Consider the following 21367-nt stretch of genomic DNA (forward strand, 5'->3'; position numbering starts at 1 on the left):
GGTTACCACAGGGGTAAATCGGATTGATATATCTTCAGCTTGCTCTTGTTACTTTATTTTACGTTGTCCATCATGTCAAAGATCTTGTCGTTACTTTACGTTTCTGATGTCTCGGTAACTTTTTGTGGAGAATAACGGATTCGAACCGTTGACCCTCTGCGTGCAAGGCAGATGCTCTAGCCAGCTGAGCTAATCCCCCAAAATTCTCTCTCAGAGATTCTGTAGTCCCAGGCAGAGTTGAACTGCCGACCTCTACATTATCAGTGTAGCGCTCTAACCAACTGAGCTATAGGACTGTCAACTTTGCCTTGGTTTCCCTCAGCATCATTTTTCTCTCTTGCCGACACTTTATTGCCGGTAGATCTATATTTTATACATATTCAACCGTAGTACAAGTTAACTAATACCTCTGAGTCAACTTGATAACGAACTCTGCGCTCCAGAAAGGAGGTGTTCCAGCCGCACCTTCCGGTACGGCTACCTTGTTACGACTTAGCCCCAGTCATCGGTTTTACCCTAGGCCGATCCTTGCGGTTACGGACTTTAGGTACCCCCAACTCCCATGGCTTGACGGGCGGTGTGTACAAGGCCCGGGAACGTATTCACCGCGCCATGGCTGATGCGCGATTACTAGCGAATCCAGCTTCACGAAGTCGGGTTGCAGACTTCGATCCGAACTGAGATGGGGTTTGGAGATTAGCATCCGCTCACACGGTAGCTGCCCTTTGTCCCCACCATTGTAACACGTGTGTCGCCCCGGATGTAAGGGCCGTGCTGATTTGACGTCATCCCCACCTTCCTCACAGCTTACGCTGGCAGTCTCACTAGAGTCCTCAGCATGACCTGTTAGTAACTAGTGATAAGGGTTGCGCTCGTTATGGCACTTAAGCCGACACCTCACGGCACGAGCTGACGACAACCATGCAGCACCTCGCAAATTGCTATTACTAGAGACTCTGTTTCCAGAGCTGTCAATATGCGTTCAAACCCGGGTAAGGTTCCTCGCGTATCATCGAATTAAACCACATGTTCCTCCGCTTGTGCGGGCCCCCGTCAATTCCTTTGAGTTTCACCGTTGCCGGCGTACTCCCCAGGTGGATTACTTAACGCTTTCGCTGTGCCGCTTACTGTGTATCGCAAACAGCTAGTAATCATCGTTTACTGCGTGGACTACCAGGGTATCTAATCCTGTTTGATCCCCACGCTTTCGTGCTTCAGTGTCAGTTATAGTTTAGTAAGCTGCCTTCGCAATCGGAGTTCTGCGTGATATCTATGCATTTCACCGCTACACCACGCATTCCGCCTACCTCAAATATACTCAAGTCAACCAGTTTCAACGGCAATTTTATGGTTGAGCCACAAACTTTCACCGCTGACTTAATTAACCACCTACGCACCCTTTAAACCCAATAAATCCGGATAACGCTCGCATCCTCCGTATTACCGCGGCTGCTGGCACGGAGTTAGCCGATGCTTATTCATATGGTACATACAAAAAGGAACACGTTCCTCACTTTATTCCCATATAAAAGAAGTTTACAAACCATAGATCCTTCATCCTTCACGCGACTTGGCTGGTTCAGGCTCTCGCCCATTGACCAATATTCCTCACTGCTGCCTCCCGTAGGAGTCTGGTCCGTGTCTCAGTACCAGTGTGGGGGACCTTCCTCTCAGAACCCCTATCCATCGTGGACTTGGTGAGCCGTTACCTCACCAACTATCTAATGGAACGCATGCCCATCTATCAGCGATAATTCTTTAACAAATATTTCCATGTGGAACCCCTGTTTTATGCGGTATTAGTCCGACTTTCGCCGGGTTATTCCCCTCTGATAGGTAGGTTGCATACGCGTTACTCACCCGTGCGCCGGTCGCCACCAATGTATTGCTACATCGTGCTGCCCCTCGACTTGCATGTGTTAAGCCTGTCGCTAGCGTTCATCCTGAGCCAGGATCAAACTCTTCGTTGTTTAAATTGTTATATCTCTATGCTCAGAATTCGTATTTATTTCAAGTTTATTGACGGTATTAATTTTTAATACTTGTACTACTTGTTGATATGTAAATCTTTCAAAGAACTTTCGCTTTCTTTTCGATTGCGGCTGCAAAGGTAAGGACTTTTTTTTAACTACCAAATTTTTTAGAAGAAAATTTGAAAAGTTTTTTTTTGAGTCGCTGTGGCGGTTGGAATTTTGCTTAGAACCTCTAACCTCATCCCCTTTCCTCAGGTTACCTCTTTCATCATGTTCGTGCGCCGCTCTCTCTCGAATGCGGGTGCAAAAGTAGTAGATTACTACATACACTCCAAACTTTTTACCGATTATTTTTCATTTATTTTTTAACCGGAGACGCTGTAATATAATGTACGCACAAAGAAGACTGAAAAAATATTCCTCGCTAACCGGTACAACCCGCATCTTTCGATTCGACCATACGGTTACTTTAGGTTTTTGTCTACTTATTTCAGGACACGACTTCCCTTTCTTTTATTCGTTCAATATATATTGAATGAATAATACACTATTATCAAATGAATAAAGCATATATGTCTTCTTTGCGTTTGATATATATCAAACGAATCACTTATACTGTAACCGGGCTGAGTTATATACAAGTCTTAATGATTTTGAATCAGAAGTTTTTTATCTTAGCCAGCATAACCACAGGATTATCCTCTTCCCCTAAATGAGCTGCTATTTCTTTTAACTGACCTTTCAATTTACCTTTCCCTTCAATAAGTGACAAAGCATCCAAAGATACGGCGAAAGCAACCTCTTCGTTTAAAGCACATACCGACAAATCCTCCTCACGATTATCAAAGTCAGCATTATGAACTATAGAATGATAAATCTTTTTTTCCTGCCTGTCATATATTAAATCAACAGTTGGCATTTTGTCATTCTTTTCGAAATCGCATTCCTTTTTCACCGTCTGCATAAAATAATAACGATCCGTCAAGACTCCCGGAAAAAGAAAAACTTCCGGCGTCATTGTCTGTACAGAAGGAGTCCTGACCATAAACGGACGAAGATCTCCGTTCGGCCGATGGGCATAGATAGTATCGGCTGAAGGTTCACTCAAAATCCAATCGCCCTGATAAGAAGATATAAAACTATTACCGGGAACACTTGCGTAAATCCCATCCGCTGCACGCTTTACGATTACCGGAGAGATTCTCTTCCCGTATGGAAGCTCAATATCCGTCCAGCTTCCATCTTGTGTAGACAAAAGAAAGAACGTAGACGAAGAAGACTCGTTTTCAGGCGAATAAACATTCTGAGAAAGAAAATGATTTTCATCATAATCGTACAAGTTCGTGACAAGTGCACCCTGTTTATAAGGGATTGTCCTTTTATAATTTCCATCCAAATCATATACCTGGATTTTACTTGAAGGACCGTCATTCACAAACATCTCATCCTCTTCTTTATTTAAATGAACATTAAAAGGCAATATATACTCTTCCGGACCTTGACCTCTACGATTAATCTTCTTCAATCCTTTGCCAGTCGACCGGTCAAATATCAAAATTTCTCCCTGACGAACATTCGTCAATACCAAGATATCTTTACCGACATCCGTGATCTTGCCTTTGACAACAAATTCATCCGTCGTCTCCAACGGAATATATTCCACATCCATAAAATCCTGCAAAACCAGTTCTTTCTTTGGATAATTTACCGTAACATCTACTGTGATAAGACTGTCTGATTTATCAACTCCGCATCCCATTAATATGAATAGAATAGCTCCCAACATAAGATTTCTACTTTTCATGTTTTCAGTTATATTAGTTATTAAACATAGACTATTTTATTTGGATTCGTAAAAGTAGAAACCACCCCAAAGACCACCAAGGATTTGATGTCACAAAAATGTCACATTTTTAAGCATCTAATAAACAACATCATAGAGGGAATAAAAGTGTCAAAAGGTTTTGATGAACTTATCGAAATCCTGTGCGGATCCCTTCTCTTGAGTCAATTTTTCATACAAACGCTTACGTTTATTGGATATCGCCTGACTATTCACTGACAATAAAACAGCAATACGCCCTACCGGAATCTCCAATTTTACCAAATAACACACATTCAAATCCAACTCAGATATACGGGGATACAACATTCTTATCTTACCTGTAAAATCTTTATACAATATATGATCTATCATTTTAATGACCTCCGCCCATTGTACTTCATCCAGTTTTTTCCATTCTGCGTACACTCCCCGATATAATTCAGAGGTGAAGAACGGATGCGATGAATTTATCTTCTCCTGAACAGACGTTGTAAACCGGGAAGATTGTTCGGATAATTGGGCCACAACCGCTTCATACTGTTGTTCCAACTGCGCCATAACTGCATTTCGCTCTTCTAAATATTGCTGACTGTTCAAGTATTGCTGTTCCTTACGACGCAAAGACTGGTTAAGCTGCTCCTCCTTCTTTTTCCTTTCTTTCCACAGATAAAAAATGATACAGACGACGAACAGCAGACAGCCAACGCCCCCCAAAGAGAGTTTATACAACTTGCCTGTCTTACGATCCGATTCTTGCCGATAATATTCCTTTTTCTTTTCAATCTCACGATAGTCATACAGTCGTTGCAACCTGGCAAGGGTCTCCATTTTGGTCAGGTTATCAATCGAATCACGAAATACGTTATATTGCTCCTGATAAAAAGCATAAGTCGGCCAATTATGCCGGGACTTTTCGAATTGCGCCAAATATAGATAGAGATCTTTTAAGGTATACGGATCTGTACTTTGACGACAGAAAGACAGATAATGATATGCCGAATCTTTCTTTCCCATTCTTAAATAAAGACTCCCCAACGCCAGGCTGACTAAACAGGAATCTTCAACAGTCTCTGCCCGATCATAAGCCATATGAGCGCAAGACACCCCTTTTTCATAATCTCCCATCCGTGCATACGCACCAGTCAATTCATTAAACATACAAAATTTATGTACATCCGAAGTATACTTCAATGCTTTTGTATAATTAGCGACCGCACTATCCAAACGATGCTCATTCAGATGAATCCGGGCCATATCCCTGAACACCAGCGATAAACGAACCGTATCCCGGTTTTTCTCAAAATAGCCGACAGCCTTTTGCTGGAAATATGAAGCCTGGCTATACAAATCCTGATAAGTATACAATGTACCCAAATTAGCGCATATACGTCCTAAAAACACGTATCTTTCCAATTCAATTCCTAATTTATAAGCTCTCAAATAGTAGTCCTGCGCCTGAATTGCATCGTTTAAATCTTGAAGAGCAATTCCATAATAATAATATGCCTGCATCTTACGCTCGGGCAAATCATTCTTCTCATAATAACTCACTGCAATCTGTATCAAAGAATCTGAAGTATGTTTTATCTGCTTTCTATCTAGCACCGACGTATACAACAGACACCAAAGAGCTTGTTGTTGCTCTGATAATTCTTCCATCTGTTGAATACTATCCAACAATATCAACGCCTTGTCCGGTTCTTTCTCAATAGATTTTTCTGCCACTCTCAACAAGGCAGTCACTTCACCCTTTTTGCTACCAAAAAACACAAAGCCGAGCAGAACCAATAGAAGGGAAAAATGTAGTATCCACTTATCCATAGGTATGATTTAAGGCATGCAAGATAAAACTTTATTTTCAGAAAGACAGTTACCCTCTTCGTGTATTTTTGCAGAATCTTTTAAATAACTTTTTTATCTTTGCAATTTATCATTATCATTAATTTAAACTTAATCTAAAATGGAATCAGTAGTGAAAAGAGTAACAGCCACAAGCTTATTGGCCTCTTGTGCAGTATCATTGGCCTTGTTTACCTCTTGTGCAGGTGTTGAGCAAAACACGCTTACTCCCGAAGAAGTCGCTGACGGATGGCAACTTCTTTTCGACGGAAAAACACTCAACGGGTGGAAAGACTATAACGGAACCACCCTGACACAACCCTGGCACGTAGTAGACGGATGTATCCAGGCAAAAGGTGACGGCAGCGATGCCAGCGGTTATATCGTAACCGACAAACAGTATGAAAACTTCGAATTGTCATGGGACTGGAAACTGTCTAAAGGCGGCAACAGCGGTATGCTTTATCATGTTGTTGAACGTCCGCAATTTGCCGTACCCTATGTAACAGGTCCGGAATATCAGTTGATCGACGAGCCTAACTTCCCGGAACCTCTGGAAGAATGGCAGAAACTAGGTGTCGATTATGCCATGCATTTGCCTGACAAATCCAAAATGAAGGTTAATCCGCAAGGCGAATGGAACAACTCCAAGATTGTATTCGACAATGGCCATGTAGAACATTGGCTGAATGGTCAGAAAATCCTAGAATTCGAAGCTTGGACAGACGATTGGTATGAAAAGAAAAACAGCGGAAAATGGGCAAACGCTCCTGAATACGGTTTAGCTAAAAAAGGTGTCCTCTGTTTACAGGATCATGGTTATCCAGCTTCTTTCCGTAACATAAAGATCAAAGAACTTCCCCGTAAGTCCAAAGAAGTCAACCTCTTCAACGGTGTTGACCTGAAAGGCTGGGAAGCATACGGTACAGAATTATGGTATGTAAAAGACGGTTTACTGATTTGCGAAAGCGGTCCGGACAAAAAATATGGTTATCTGGCAACACGTGATTACTATGATGATTTCGACCTGACAGTAGAATTCAAACAGGAAGCCGACGGTAACTCTGGCGTATTTATCCGTTCTTTCATTGAAGAAGACGTAAAAGTAAACGGATGGCAGGTTGAAGTTGCTCCTAAAGGACACGATACCGGCGGTATCTACGAATCATACGGACGCGGATGGTTGATCCAGATCCCGGATGAAAAAGAAACAATCCTGAAAGAAGGCGACTGGAACACCATGCGTATCAAAGTGCAGGGTGATAATGTACAGACCTGGTTGAATGGCGAAGAAATGGTTAACATCAATGATGAAAAAATCGGTGCCGGTCAGGGCCGCATTGCTTTACAGATCCACGACGGTGGTGGCATCAAAGTATTATGGCGTAATCTGAAACTGAAAACGTTATAATCAACTAATAACACATAAAAATCCCCGGCGGAATGCTCTGCCGGGGATTTTTTATTTCTATCATCTACGTCCATGTCCTTTTTTACGAGGAGCTTTTTTTTGTTTTTCCTGATACTGCTTATATTGTTCGTCCGTCAGAATCTTCTTAATTTGAGCCTCTTTTTCAGTACGCATGGCTGTCATTTTTTCCCGCATCTTTTCGCGGTCATCTTTTACAGCCTCACGTTCCTTATTCATTTGTTCCCGGAAATCAGCCTCAACCTTACGAAACTCCGCAGCTTGCTTATCGTCGAGTTTCAATTCCTCGATCATTTTTTCACTACGTTGAGAGGGATCTCCCTTCTTTCCCTGACGATTACCACTTTGTGCAAAAACTGTTGCCGAACTAATCAGGATAACCAAAAACAATCCTATTACCTTCTTCATAAACTAATACTTATTACTAAATTAATATTTTCCTGTTTGTGAAGCGCTTCGATATAATAGACTTTGTTACATGGAAATAGTTTAATCGTTCTGCAAAAAAAATATTTTTTATTCAGTCGGTCCTATCACTATTCCTTCAGCAGCCCATTTATTTTTAAAGTAATCAAGAGATTTCAGGAAACGATTGTAATCTTTTTTATCCGAACCGCTCCATCCTGTTTCTGCATAAGCAGCAATACGCGGATAAGTCAACCGGTTCATGCTTTCAACCGTAGGAATAAATTCACCCCACATCTGACAACCAAGTCCTAACACTCTGCTTTGTTCTTCAGGAGACAACCCTTCAGGAACCGGATTGAAAGCATAAGCCTTGGATAAAGGTATCGATTCATAATTGTAATCCACATAAGTATACTCATGGTAAGAATTTACCACATCATATCCTTTATCGATCGTTTTCTTGATAAGAGCCGGATCGCCCTTCCAAAAATGAACGATCGTACCTTTTGCCAACTGCTGTTCTGCTTCTTTCGTATCCTCTTCCGACTGATATTCATGCAGTTTATCTCCGGTAATTTCATTCCACCCCATCATTCGCTTTCCTTTTACCGCCAGCATATTGGAGATTTCATTTGTGAAATAGATCTGAAGTTCAGCCGGAGTCTTCAAACCTTTCTTTGCCATATAACTACGTATTGCCGGAGATGCTTTCCACTGATCGTATTTCACTTCATCACCTCCGATATGGAATACCGGGCTTGGGAATAACGCTATCACTTCATTGGTTACATCATCCAGAAATTGCAACACTTTAGGATCGGAAACATTCAGCACTTCATAATGTACTCCGAATTTTCCGGGAACTTTGATCTGCTTTCCGCTTGTGCCCAACCAGGGATAAGAAGCGATAGCCGCACTGGCATGTCCCGGCATACTTACTTCCGGAACAATGGTAATATGGCGTTTAGAGGCATAATCAACAATTTCTTTTATATCTTCCTGTGTATAAAATCCTCCATGCCGTTTCCCGTCATACACGTCACTACCAAAATGGTTGATTTCCGAAGAATCGCGGAAAGCACCGATTTCAGTCAGTTTCGGATATTTTTTAATTTCAATCCTCCAACCCTGGTCATTAGTAAGATGCCAATGGAACGTGTTCATTTTCAGTTGTGACATTTCATCCAAAAGTTTCAGGACAACATCTTTTCCTTTAAAGTAACGTCCTTCATCCAGCATAAAAGCACGCCAGGAAAAAGCCGGATAGTCAGAAACTGAAGCTCTCTGTATCATATATTTTCCATCTTTCTCCTTGATGATCTGCCGCAACGTCTGCACACCATTCAAAATACCGGCAGGAGTTCCGGCTTTTATCTCCACTTTTCCGGAAGATACTTCCAGTTGATATCCTTCCGGCTTATCCGGTAAAACTGCCGGATCAAGTACCAGGTTAATATCACCTTTACCTGTATCCTTTACAGTAGCACTAAGTGAAAAATCAGAAGAAAGAGCCTTTTGCAACAACCCTGCCTCATTATTCAAATCCCCGGAATAAGAAATAACCGGATGATTCCCCATTTTGAAAAAACCAGGTGTATAGGAAATTTCCTGAGGCTGCGGGATGATTGCATACTCTTCGACTGGTGGAGCCTGGCAGGCACAAAGGAAGACAAAACACAAAAAAGTCAGAATGTTTGTTTTCATGTACTTTAGATTTATTAGATATAAGATATTGTAAAAAAACACTCTACAAAGTAATAAGATAAAAACAGAATACACAAACTTAAACTAAAAAAACAACAAAAATGAAATTAACCGGACTCAGGCATAGTATCCCGAGTCCGGTTTCCAATAAAAATAAATTCTAACCTAGATAATTATAGATCCCCCTTTTCTCAACTCGTTCCTAACTTCGTTACTTGAAACATCCCTAATTCTTTTTTGCTGTTGTAGTGCCAGATATGAAGTAACACCGGCAGCCTCACCAACCTGATTCATATTCACCATAACCCTTATGCCGGAATAAGCAATAATCGCAGCATCCAGCATTCTTCCGGCAACCATCAGATTATCATGTTTTTCTGGTATGATCGAACGAAGCGGTATTTGATAGAAAGTTGGATCTACATCCATTTCTTTTCTCCACCGCCCTTTCTGATCTGCAAAACCCGGCCTTACATATACCTCAGAACCATCAAGATATCTAAAAGTCAAACCAGGTTTATCCTGATGATGAATATCTAAACGATAGCTTCCATTCGCTATCGCATCATCAAAATGTTTTCCATACATCGCGTCTTCATCACTAATCTGATAAAGACATTTTATATGCCTTGTTTCCCGTATTCCAATGTATGACGGCAAAGCAACCAGACCGGGGAGATTTTCCTTCTTCCCATATTTCCTCAACATATCCATAATTGCACGAATTTGTCTTCTGCCTTCTATTTCCGCTCTCGTTAAATCATCTGCAACAGCGCAGTCCGCTTTATATACCCGTGTTCCCGCAAGCATATAAACATTTGTCTCAGGCAGCGTTGCTCCCCAAACAAATCCATCCGGAATATTAAATTCTGCTCCATGCTTTTTTAATAGTTCGTCGAATTCTCCGGAATTCCAACCTTCAAAATGTGCACAAGTCGTGGGAGGTTGCAGTAATTCAAAAGCATAAGATTTTAGACCTAAACGATAACAAAGGTCTCCATCCCCCGTAGCATCTATAAAATATTTCGCTTTTATGATGCCTCTGCCTGACTTATTATCTACAATTACACCCATCAGTTTACCATCTTCCCCCAAATATGGCTCAGAAAACAATGTATGTAAATAAGGATGAATACCTGCTTCCAATACAAGTTCGTCCAATTCTATTTTAAGTTCCTGAGAATTAAAAGTGTATGCCGAACTTGGATTAGAACTGACATTTACTGCATCACGAACTGCCAGCCTGTCTATCACTTCTTTTGTCAGGCCTGCTATTATTTGCTGCTTCCCTTCCGTATCATACAAAGAATGCCAAATATTCACCAAAGAGCTTGTTGCGACTCCTCCAAATGCATTTTGTTTTTCTACAACAGCAACGGAAGCGCCCAAACGAGCAGCACGTACCCCGGCAAACACACCGGTACAACTTCCACCTAATATACATATATCAACCTCATCAATTATCGGTAAATTAACAGATGACGCTTTTGTATTCGTTCCATACTCCACGCAAGAAGAGATAGATCCCAGCATCCCGAGACCGACACTTCCTACACAAATATTATTTAGAAATCTTCTTCTGGAATGTAGTTTCATATCAACATATTATTTATTATTTTTCTATTCATATCCATAAGTTATTACCGGACATTTTCCATATTCGTCAAAATCAATAACCGCTGTTCTGAGTCAGATTTTTATTTACATCCCGCTCTGCCTGAGGAATTGGCCATAAATAATCGACATTTTCTCTAAAAAAAGTTTCCTCACAAAAATAATAGCCATCTGCATTGACTGGAACTTTCGTATATCCCGGAGCTTTCTCTTTAGAACAGATCTTCATGCCATGAAAACGCCCTTTAAGTAATATATGAGCTGTACGCCACCGAAACAAATCAAACAATCTTAAACCTTCCCAAGCCAATTCCACACGCCTTTCACGTCTCAGAATAGTAGTCAACTTATCCGGATTTGTTTCCGTAACAGGAGGCATCTTTATTTCTTCGCGACCTCTGACACGGTTTATTGTCTCATCCAGTAAGTTCTGCGTTATAGGAGTTCCGGACTCTATATTCGCTTCCAGATAGCTCAACAAAACCTCTGCATAACGAATCATTGGAAAATCGCATCCATATACATTCAGATTTCCATTGTAATCTTCATCGCAAAATTTACGAACCATATAACCACTCCACTGACGTCTTGTCAATTGATCCTGATAAACTGTCGGAGACGAATCCGGATGGGCGATATATAATATATTCTTAAAGACGGATATATTATCTACAAATATTGTTTTCAGCAATCTCGGATCACGATTTTCATAAGGTTTCTCCGGATCGAACAATGGAGATTCTTTAACAGGCAGACCATCTATACATTCAAAATCTTCCACTAATTCATTGTATGGACTGTAATGATGATATCCTCCCCAGGTAAATCCAAGGCAACTCAACAAAATGGAATTTCCATATATATCGGGCATTCTTTTACTTACCAACAAGAATTCTTTGCTGTTCTCACCTTTTTCAATAAAAAGATCACTAAAACGTGCATCTATACTATAGACACCCAGATCCATAATCTGTTTATAAACATTTTTCGCATCTTCCCATCTTTTTTCTGCCAAAAAGACTCTTCCCAAAATAGCTAAAGCCGCCCCTTTCGTTATTCTACCATAATCTTTATCCGGGCGCGTTACCGGTAAATTAGGAATTGCCGCCTGCAACTCCTCTATTACAAATTTGATCACATTTTCACGGCTATCACGAAACACACTATTAGCTTCATCCACCGTCAAGACTTTAGTAACCAAAGGAACATCACTCCATAAAAACGCCAGCCAGAAATAATCGTAAGCTCTTATTGTTTTGACTTCAGCTTTCATTTCTTCCAGCTTACTTACATCCATTTCAACATTATCAATATTTTCAAGAAAATTGTTACACTTCGTTATTTTGATATAAGTTGTTGTCCACAAATCCATTACTGGCTGATAAGAGGCAGCTAAGTCACCATTATTAAAATCAGTTACGCCATTGTCCTTTTCGAAACCATTATCAGTGGTAGCCTCAAACAATCTTAAATAAGCATCCTGATTCCATAAATCAAACGATTGTTTTGCATTGGTTCCTGTCAGTTTATTTTGTTGATATACTCCTGTTAAGGCCAATAAGGCATCTCCCTCTGTTTGCCAAAAAGTACTATTAGACAAACTATCCAGCGGATATTTATTTAATAAACTATCACACCCTGTTAGTACAACAATTGAAAAGCTTAAAAAAGCTCCTACAAATATATATTTACTTACACAACTCTTTTTCATATTGCTTCAAATTAGAATGTTACACTAATACCTGCCATAAAATCCCTAACAGCCGGATACATAGAAGTTCTTTCCGGATCCCATCCTTCCAAAAAATTATGGAAAGTGGCCAGATTTTTTACACTTGCATAAACTCTCAGATTTGACATACCTAAAGATTGAATCATTGCAGAAGGGAATGTATATCCGATTTGTATATCATTAATCCTAAAGAAAGACGCATTAATAACTCTGTATGTAGATTTATAAAATTGTTGTTCTCCTCCTCCAACAACCAATAACCTAGGATAAGTCGCATCATGATTATCTTCAGTCCATCGTCCTTTTATCATCCATTCCTGCGGATTTGAGCCTCGATAAAAAGCATTTCCCTGATAACTTTCTTCTCCTCCGACAAAACGGTCCATTCCTCCTACTCCGTTCATATTAAGTAAGAAATCGACATTTTTATACTGAGCATTGATATTAAAACCGAAATTAAACTTTGGAAACTGGGTTCCTATTATCTGCCGGTCATAATCAGCATTAACAATACCATCCGGTACACCGTCAGGACCGCTTATATCGACTAACTTTAAGTCCCCGGGTTTAGCAGTTCTGGGTTGTTTGGCATAATTATCAATCTCTTCCTGGCTATTGAAAAAACCATCAACAACATAGCCATAAATCGAATTTAAAGAATGACCGACAAAAAGTCCTCCGGCAATATCCTTTTCCACATTAGCCAGTTTATCCACACGATTTTTTACATAAGACACATTTGCTGCAACTCCATAAGAAAAATCTCCTATAACATTTCTATGCTGAACTGAAAAATCGAGACCTTTATTGATTACAGTTCCTGCATTCTGCACAGACGGAGTCATTCCTAATACTTTTGAAGCTGTTACATTATATAAAATATCAGACGTTTCTTTTACATAGTAATCTGCAGTAAATGTCAATTTATTACTAAACAAACCGATATCGAGTCCGACATTCATTACCTCTGTGGACTCCCAAGTGATATCCGTACTTGGAACATCTACAGCAGCAGCCCCGGGCCATAATTCTTCCGAGACACCAAACGGAGCATTAATACCCAAAGCAATTACTTGTTGATAAGGATAATCCCCAATATTCTGGTTACCTAATTTACCCCAGGAAGCTCTCAGTTTCAAATTGTTTATAACCGGTACATTGAAGAAATTTTCCTGTGATATAATCCACCCACCGGAAACTGACGGAAAAAAGCCCCATCTGTTCTTTTTGGGGAACCTTGAAGATGCATCATACCTGGCACTTACTTCCAAAAGGTATCTATCCAGAAATGAATAATTCAATCTTCCGAAAAAAGAGGCCAAAGCCCACTCTGATGCAGAACCGGCATTTTGCTGGTTAGAAGCCGAACCGGCATTCAGTTCATACAAAGTATTACTGGGGAAATTATCACGAAAGGCTTCAACCCAATCGTTTTTATTACTTTCCTGAGAATATCCTAAAAGAACATGGAACAAATGAGAATTTACAGACCAGTCATAATCCAGATATGCCTGCAACGTTAAAAGAGTATTCCGAGCTTTACGTATCCGGAGATCGGAAGGTGATGCAGTCAGATATTGATCTATTACCAACGTCGGCCTGAATCTTTTGTAGTCAGAAGCTGAATAATCATATCCTGCTACTCCTGTCAGTTTTAAATCCTTCAATATATTCCATTCAAAATTAGCACTTGCAATAACATCTACATCATCATTCTTAATGAAAGACTCACTGTCCATCCAACCTTCAATTGTAAATCCCGTCTGATTACCATAATAACCATCCGAACGTTTGCCGGCTATTGTATTCGGAACTTTTATTGCATAGCTTATTAAACCTTCTACTCCTTCAGGAGCACTGCTGTCAACAGCTGTTGGCTGATTACTATCCCCTTTTTGTCCGGAAAATTTCACATTTACTTTAAAATTATCTCTTAGCTTGCTGCTTGCATTAAACATTACATTATAACGTTGATAGTTTGTTTCCGCAACAATACCTTTTTGATTAAGATAACTCAGAGAAAACATATAAGAATTCTTTTCTGTACCTCCTGTCAAACCTAAATAATGATTGGTCTGAAAACCACTTCCGGAATTTATCAGGTCATCATAATGCCTTTTATTAGGATAATTATCCGGATCTTCCCCTGATTTAAATTTAGCAATTTCATCTGCCGTATATTGCGGACTTCCTCCTCCATTTATCAATGCTTCATTATACATTTCTGCATAGACCCAGGAGTCCACTATTTTAGGAGTCTCTGACGGACGGGAAAAACCAAAGTTACCCTGATAAGTAATTCGTGCTTTTCCTTCTTTTCCCTTTTTCGTTTCAATCAATATGACACCATTTGCAGCTCTGGTTCCATATATAGAAGCTGATGCTGCATCCTTTAAAACAGAAATACTCTCTATATCATTCGCATTCACATTATCCAACGAAGAAGACAATCCGTCAACCAATACTAATGGAGAGTTTCCCGCACTACTGAAAGTCCCCAATCCACGGATCGTTACAGAAGACTGATCTGCCCCTGGTTGTCCGGAACCTTGTGTAACATTGATACCGCTAACCATTCCCGATAACAATTGAGAGGTTTGTGTCACTTTCAATTTCCCAATATCTTTCGTGCTTAATGCCGATACAGATCCTGTCAAATTGACTTTTTTCTGCGTACCGAATCCCACAACTACAACTTCATCCAAACTAGTCGAATCTTCCTGTAAATCAACATCGATCACTTCTTTATTACTTACTGTAATTTCTTGTGACATATAGCCGATATAAGAAACAGACAATATATCAGACGATGAAACCTCCAGAGAGAACCTGCCATCTATATCAGTAATCGTTCCGTTTGTTGAGCCTTTCACTAAGACATTCACTCCGATAACAGGTTCACCTGTACTTTTATCTTTAACTACCCCTGTTATCCTTCGCCTATTCTGTAAAATTCCAGATGCTTCATTTGCCGAAAGAATAATATCCTTATCTACGACCTTATAAGCAACATTTGAATTTTTAAATATTTGATCCAGGATTGTAAAAACAGATTTATCTTTTACGTTTACCGAAACTGTTCTATGGATATCGATAATCTTGCTGTTATAAAAGAAATGAAAATCAGTTCGCGTTTCAATCTCTTCCAATACATCAAAAACCGTCCGATTAGTCATGTTCATCGAAAGTATAGCCTTTTGTGCATATGAATTCGATGCCCAAGCTAATCCGATTGACAAAAAAAGCAATAGACTGGTTAACTTCATGATTCTTGTGATTTTAGATTGTAATATAAAGGCACTAATATTCCCTTTATATTGGAAATAATAAATCTTTACCATACTTTTGCAGTGATTTAAGATTAAAAAAAATGTTTGATTTGTCTCCAAAGACCTTTCGAATTTTCATACGGGAATATGTTACCAGCATATTTCCGTATGTTTTCAATAAGGCTTACAATAATCCTGTATTACTTCATAGGCATATATTTTAAGTTAAACATTCAGATTTAACACTATCTCATTTTCTTCAGAGTGACAGTCTCATTTTGAATCCCCGAACTATCATCCGATGTCATTTGCTTAATTGTATAATCTATTTGCGAAGAAATTTTCAAGTAGTCCAAGATTTGCGACAATTGTTTATTTTCAAATGTTCCGGTAAAACGATAAGTATTGATCACAGAATCCTTTACATCAAACCTCACATTATAAAAATAAGACAACTTCTTCAAAACCTGTGGTATCGGCACGTCTTTAAACATTAAACGCCCCTCTTTCCAGGCCGTATCGTACTCCGTATTTACAGTAGCTATAGAAACAGAACCGGAAGAAATATCATAGACAGCCCTTTCCGAAGGCTTTAGTTTAATATTAGACACTATATCACCATTTTTTACAGCTTCTATATGTACAGCCCCACTAACCAATGTCGTTTGTACTATACTTTCATTGTTATAAGACTGCAAGTTAAATTCCGTCCCCAACACTTTAACACGCATCCGGTCATTAGCCACACTCACTATAAACGGTTGCTCCGGATTATGCGTAACTTTAAAATAAGCCTCACCTGTAAGCGTTACCCGCCTTTCTTTTTTATCATAATGCAACGGATATGAAAGTACACTTCCTGAATTCAAATAAGCGACGGTCCCATCCGGCAGGTTAAAATGCGTACGCATACCTGCATTCGCCTGAACTGTTACTATCTGTGCCTCATCCCCAGTTCCTTTTTGCCTCCAATAAGATATTGTAGTGGATAAGATCAAGATACCCAAAAAGCAGGCTGCTGCCAGATAAGTGCGATTTATCCAGTTTTTTCTCTGCAAACGTTTAATACGCCTTTCCACTTTACAAAAAGCCTCCAGCGAATTACGGGATGCTATTCTCTTTTTCGTGCGAAAGGCATGATCTATTGTAGCCAACTGCAATAAAACGTTCTCCCTGGCTTCATCATCCCTTAACCAACCGTCAACCCAGATTTTTTCCTCTTCCGAAGCGGTTTCCGATATATATCTCAAAAGGACGGCTTCATCCGGCTCATTACTGATAATATGTCTATTTTCTTTTTCCATTCTATATATACGACAAAACTACAGGTACAGTACCCTAAACTCATATTCTACTTTTTTCAAAAAAAGTAATTAGTAAATCGTATAAAATATTTTGTATGTATAAAGAAACAATTTACATTTGCTTATAGATTCGAGATACCACAACAGACAAACAATACAACTCCATGAATGATGATCAGATTCTGAATTTGTTACAAAATAGTGATAAGAACGCTTATAAACAGCTTTTTCTAAAATACTATTCCCCACTATGCGAATATGCCTCCCAGTATATTTCCGACGAAGATTCTGAAGAGTTAGTGCAGGATCTGATGCTGTTCATTTGGGAAACAAGGAAAAGCCTTATAATAGAAACCTCCCTGAAATCCTATCTTTTCATCTCAACCAAACACCGTTGCCTGAATGCTATTAATAAACAACTATATCACGAACGAATACACAACCATATATATGACAAACTTAAAGATCAGTTTGAAGATCCTGATTACTATTTTATAAATGAACTGACTGAACACATTAACAAAGCTATTAAAGAACTTCCTGACACCTACCGCGACACCTTCGCTTTAAGCCGTTTCGGGGAACTCACGAATACTCAGATAGCTACTAAACTCGGCGTATCCGTCAAAACCGTTGAATACAGAATCAGCCAAGCGTTGAAAATACTTCGTGTCAGACTAAAGGATTATTTGCCACTGCTTTCTTTTTTATTCGGATTTCCTTCCTGAAAAAGAGAAAAGAGATTTGACAAAAGAAGTCAAAACACAACCATATTACGTCAATATGTTACAGAAATAGATTTTATCATAACACGTGAATTTTTCAAATCTCATCTCCCAGAAAATTCATTTTCACAATAATTAACAACAATCATTCTTACCATCCAGTTCCCAGTTCATTTTAAAGGAATTTCCATCTCGTTTAAAACGAGATTTTTTTCATTTTAAACGAAATGAAGATTTATTATAGGCAAAAAACAATGCAAATAGATGTTAATTAACAATCTCAAAAGGACTTTTCAAGCCCCGAATTGTATGTTTACGAACAGTTTTTTTCTCCAGAACGATTCAAAAACAGTGCGCAGTTAAAATATCGTTATATCAAACAATCATCATTTATTTCAGAAAAAGGATTCATATATCCTTTTTAATTTCCTATTATGGCAGAATTACTTCACCATCAAGAGCATTATAACATCTTCACCCCCTCCGAGGTTTGTATAAAAAGCAGCATCTCCTCCATCAGTCTTATACAGCTCCTTCACCAGCCACTTGATATAGCATTTTGATATTCCGGCAGTTTGGGATTTTCATCTGTCAATTTGCTGACAAATGTTTTCGTTAATAAATCAAAATCATCACATATATTTTTAAACTTAATAACCTTCGTCGTGTCTATCTTCTCGTACCCGGAAACCAGTCCGGGAAAATGTTTGTTAGATACAGATAATACATTAGTTATGAAATTGGGAAGGTACTTATTATGGTTATTTTTTATCCTCTTTTCTTTGCCGGCATTTGCGCAGCAGGGTGGAGTTGACATCACCGGAACGGTGGTAGAAGATGGAAGCAATGAGCCAATCGAACAGGCAACAGTACGCTTGTTGAATGTAAAAGACAGCACGATGGTTGGCGGTGTAGCCAGTTCGCGTAATGGTAATTTTACACTGAAAGGTATTAAAGCCGGCAGTTATTTATTGCATGTCAGCTTTGTGGGATTCGATCCTTTATATCAACCCATCCGTATCACCGGAAAAACAAATCCTGTCAAATTAGGTAAATTAGCACTCAGCGACGGAGCTATCCAGCTGGGTGAAGCCGTCGTGATCGGCAAGGCTCCGGAAGTGGTCGTTCGCAACGACACGGTCGAATACAACGCTGACTCTTACAAGACAACCGAAGGGGCTGTCTTGGAAGACCTGCTGAAAAAGATGCCCGGCGTGGAAGTTGACAGCGAAGGAAAGATTACCGTCAATGGAAAAGAAGTCAAGAAAGTATTGATAGACGGAAAAGAATTTTTCTCCGACGACCCCAAAGTAGCTTCCAAAAACCTGCCCTCTAAAATGGTGGAAAAAGTACAAGTGCTGGACCGCCTGAGCGATATGGCACGGATGACCGGATTCGATGACGGGGATGAAGAAACCGTGATCAACCTGACTGTCAAGCCGGGAATGAAGCAGGGATGGTTCGGTAATGCCTTTGCTGGCTATGGAAGCGAGGATCGGTATGAAGGTAATTTCATGGTGAACCGGTTTATCAACAACGACCAGTTCACACTTATGGGAGGTATCAATAACACGAACAATATGGGATTCTCCGATATTGCCTCCAACATGTTCTCCGGTATGGGAGGACGACGGGGCGGACGGTCGGGAGGAGCCGGCAACGGTATCACCACCTCCGGAAACGTAGGTCTGAACTTCAGCAAAGAATTCAACTCTAAAATGACCCTGGGAGGTAATGTCCGTTATTCACATTCCGACAATGAAGCGAACAGTAAAATCAACCGGACAAATATTTTGCCGAATGACAGTTCTACTATTTACAATGAAATAAATAATAAAAACACGAAAAGCGATAACGTCGGTGCCGATTTCCGCATGGAATGGAAGCCTGACTCGGCAACCCAGATCATTTTCCAGCCTAGTTTCAGTTATAGCAACAGTCATAACCGGGAGTTCGGTTCGTTCAACACACTGACAAACCGAGGCGATACGGTCAACCTCGGAGAATCCGATTACGTATCCGATGGTGAAGGTTACAACCTGAATGCACGACTGGAGTTCAGCCGTAAGCTGAATGACGAAGGGCGTGTCTTCAGCGGTTCTTTAACCGGAGGGCTCAGCGATTCCTACAACAAAGGACTGAATTATTCGAACACAGAATATTTCATGGGAAATAACCAGGATGAACTGATCGACCAGCAATTCAGATATGATAACAAAGGGTTTAACTACCGCGTTTATTTATCATGGGTCGAGCCGATCGGGCATAATAACTTCATCCAGGCAACCTACAGTATCAGCCAGAATAAACAGGAATCCCTGAAAAACTCTTATGTAAGAGGAGAAGACAGCGAAGATTATAATGTACTGGACACTGCATACAGCAAAAGTTACCGCAATAACTTCATCAACCAGCAGGCAAGCCTGGCCTTTAAGGCTGTCCGGGAAAAATATGATTATACCATCGGTATGAACCTGGAGCCTTCGCACAGTGTAAGTGAGAATTTTGTAGGCGATACGACCCTTTCAAAGCTGACGCGCAACGTTGTCAACCTGTCGCCGATGGTTCGGTTCAACTACCGGTTCGATAAACGAACTAACCTGCGCATTAACTATCGCGGTCGTACCAGCCAGCCGTCGATGACTCAACTGCAACCAGTAGCCGACATCTCCGACCCGCTGAACACCATCACCGGTAATCCGGATTTGAAACCGACTTATTCAAATAACTTCTCTGCCCGTTACCAGAAATTTGTTCCGGAAAAGCAGACAGCTCTCATGTTGATGTTGAATGCCAACTATGTTGTCAACGCCATCGTTACCAAATCTATATATGTTGGGGAATCGGGAAAGAAAATGACGACTTATGATAATGTCAACGGGAACTATAACGGCAATTTCCGCGTCATGTTCAACACGCCGCTGAAGAACAGAAAGTTCTCCGTTAACTCGATGACAATGGCTTCATTCGCCAATTCAAACGGTTTCATTAACGAAAAGAAAAATACGAACAAGAATTATTCGGCCATGGAACGTGCCGGTATCGATTTTCGTTCGGATTATATCGACCTGGGAGTAAACGGAAACTTCCGTTATAGTGGGACTAAGAACTCTTTGCAAAACCAGAACGACCAGAATATTTACAATTATGGCGTGGGAGGAACTACTACCATTTATCTTCCACTCGATTTCAAGATTGAAAGTGACATAACCTGGTCGGCCAACTCCGGTTACGCAGCCGGATACCAACAGAAGGAAGTTTTATGGAATGCATCCGCATCCAAATCTTTCCTGAAAGGAAAACAGGCGACATTGCGTTTCAAAATTTATGATATCCTGCAACAACGCAGTAATATCTCTCAGAGCGTAACAGCTGACTATACACAATATTCGGAATATAATACGCTGAGTAGTTACTTCATGGTTCACTTCATTTACCGGTTCAGCATCTTTAAAGGGGGAGCATCTGCAAGCGATATGCGCGGACCGGGTGGCAGAGGCCATGGCGGACCGGGCGGTCCTCCTCCACGGTTCTAAACAAGGGCT

The 21367-nt window shown here is 40.2% G+C and carries 11 protein-coding genes, 2 tRNA genes and 1 rRNA gene; 3 read left to right on the top strand and 11 right to left on the bottom strand.

Annotation, left to right across the window (positions count from 1 at the left end; all coding sequences use genetic code 11):
• Positions 1-125: 125 nt before the first annotated feature.
• The 5 genes from C825_RS25415 to C825_RS25435 form a co-directional block, all read right to left on the bottom strand.
• A tRNA-Ala gene (locus tag C825_RS25415) sits at positions 126-199 on the bottom strand.
• A gap of 23 nt (positions 200-222) precedes the next feature.
• A tRNA-Ile gene (locus C825_RS25420) sits at positions 223-296 on the bottom strand.
• Between the two features lie 147 nt (positions 297-443).
• Positions 444-1970, bottom strand: a 16S ribosomal RNA gene (locus C825_RS25425).
• 661 nt (positions 1971-2631) lie between these two features.
• Complete coding sequence (locus C825_RS25430; protein ID WP_044215100.1) at positions 2632-3777, bottom strand: DUF4934 domain-containing protein; 1146 nt, start codon at positions 3775-3777, stop codon at positions 2632-2634.
• Between the two features lie 150 nt (positions 3778-3927).
• Positions 3928-5619 (bottom strand): hypothetical protein, encoded by a 1692-nt coding sequence (locus C825_RS25435; protein WP_010800626.1) that lies wholly within the window; start codon positions 5617-5619, stop codon positions 3928-3930.
• 139 nt (positions 5620-5758) lie between these two features.
• Here C825_RS25435 and C825_RS25440 point away from each other — a divergent pair, with 139 nt between their 5' ends.
• The gene (locus C825_RS25440) at positions 5759-7048 is read left to right on the top strand and encodes a 3-keto-disaccharide hydrolase (RefSeq protein WP_009859687.1); all 1290 of its coding nucleotides are present in this window, start codon (positions 5759-5761) and stop codon (positions 7046-7048) included.
• Positions 7049-7108: 60 nt separating this feature from the next.
• Here C825_RS25440 and C825_RS25445 read toward each other — a convergent pair whose 3' ends face one another.
• The 6 genes from C825_RS25445 to C825_RS25470 form a co-directional block, all read right to left on the bottom strand.
• Positions 7109-7474: a Spy/CpxP family protein refolding chaperone gene (locus tag C825_RS25445; RefSeq protein WP_010800627.1), complete on the bottom strand. Its 366-nt coding sequence runs from the start codon at positions 7472-7474 to the stop codon at positions 7109-7111.
• Positions 7475-7582: 108 nt separating this feature from the next.
• Positions 7583-9178 carry a beta-N-acetylhexosaminidase gene (locus C825_RS25450; protein ID WP_010800628.1) on the bottom strand — a complete coding sequence of 532 codons (1596 nt, stop codon included), beginning with the start codon at positions 9176-9178 and terminating at the stop codon, positions 7583-7585.
• A 165-nt stretch (positions 9179-9343) separates the two neighbouring features.
• On the bottom strand, positions 9344-10774 hold the full coding sequence (locus C825_RS25455) for an FAD-dependent oxidoreductase (RefSeq protein ID WP_010800629.1): 1431 nt from the start codon (positions 10772-10774) through the stop codon (positions 9344-9346).
• A 73-nt stretch (positions 10775-10847) separates the two neighbouring features.
• The gene (locus C825_RS25460) at positions 10848-12503 is read right to left on the bottom strand and encodes a RagB/SusD family nutrient uptake outer membrane protein (RefSeq protein ID WP_010800630.1); all 1656 of its coding nucleotides are present in this window, start codon (positions 12501-12503) and stop codon (positions 10848-10850) included.
• Between the two features lie 11 nt (positions 12504-12514).
• Positions 12515-15706, bottom strand: a complete 3192-nt coding sequence (locus C825_RS25465; protein ID WP_160257427.1) for a TonB-dependent receptor — start codon at positions 15704-15706, stop codon at positions 12515-12517.
• Between the two features lie 332 nt (positions 15707-16038).
• Positions 16039-17097, bottom strand: coding sequence for a FecR family protein (locus C825_RS25470; protein WP_010800632.1), 1059 nt, complete (start codon positions 17095-17097; stop codon positions 16039-16041).
• 164 nt (positions 17098-17261) lie between these two features.
• Between C825_RS25470 and C825_RS25475 the strand changes: the two genes are divergently transcribed.
• The gene (locus C825_RS25475; protein WP_010800633.1) at positions 17262-17825 is read left to right on the top strand and encodes an RNA polymerase sigma-70 factor; all 564 of its coding nucleotides are present in this window, start codon (positions 17262-17264) and stop codon (positions 17823-17825) included.
• Between the two features lie 731 nt (positions 17826-18556).
• A complete protein-coding gene (locus C825_RS25480; protein WP_044215152.1) occupies positions 18557-21358 on the top strand; it encodes a TonB-dependent receptor in 2802 nt (933 codons plus the stop codon).
• Positions 21359-21367 lie beyond the last annotated feature (9 nt).

Origin of the sequence: Parabacteroides sp. ASF519, assembly GCF_000364265.2 — a bacterium.
In the GTDB taxonomy this organism is placed as follows: domain Bacteria; phylum Bacteroidota; class Bacteroidia; order Bacteroidales; family Tannerellaceae; genus Parabacteroides; species Parabacteroides goldsteinii.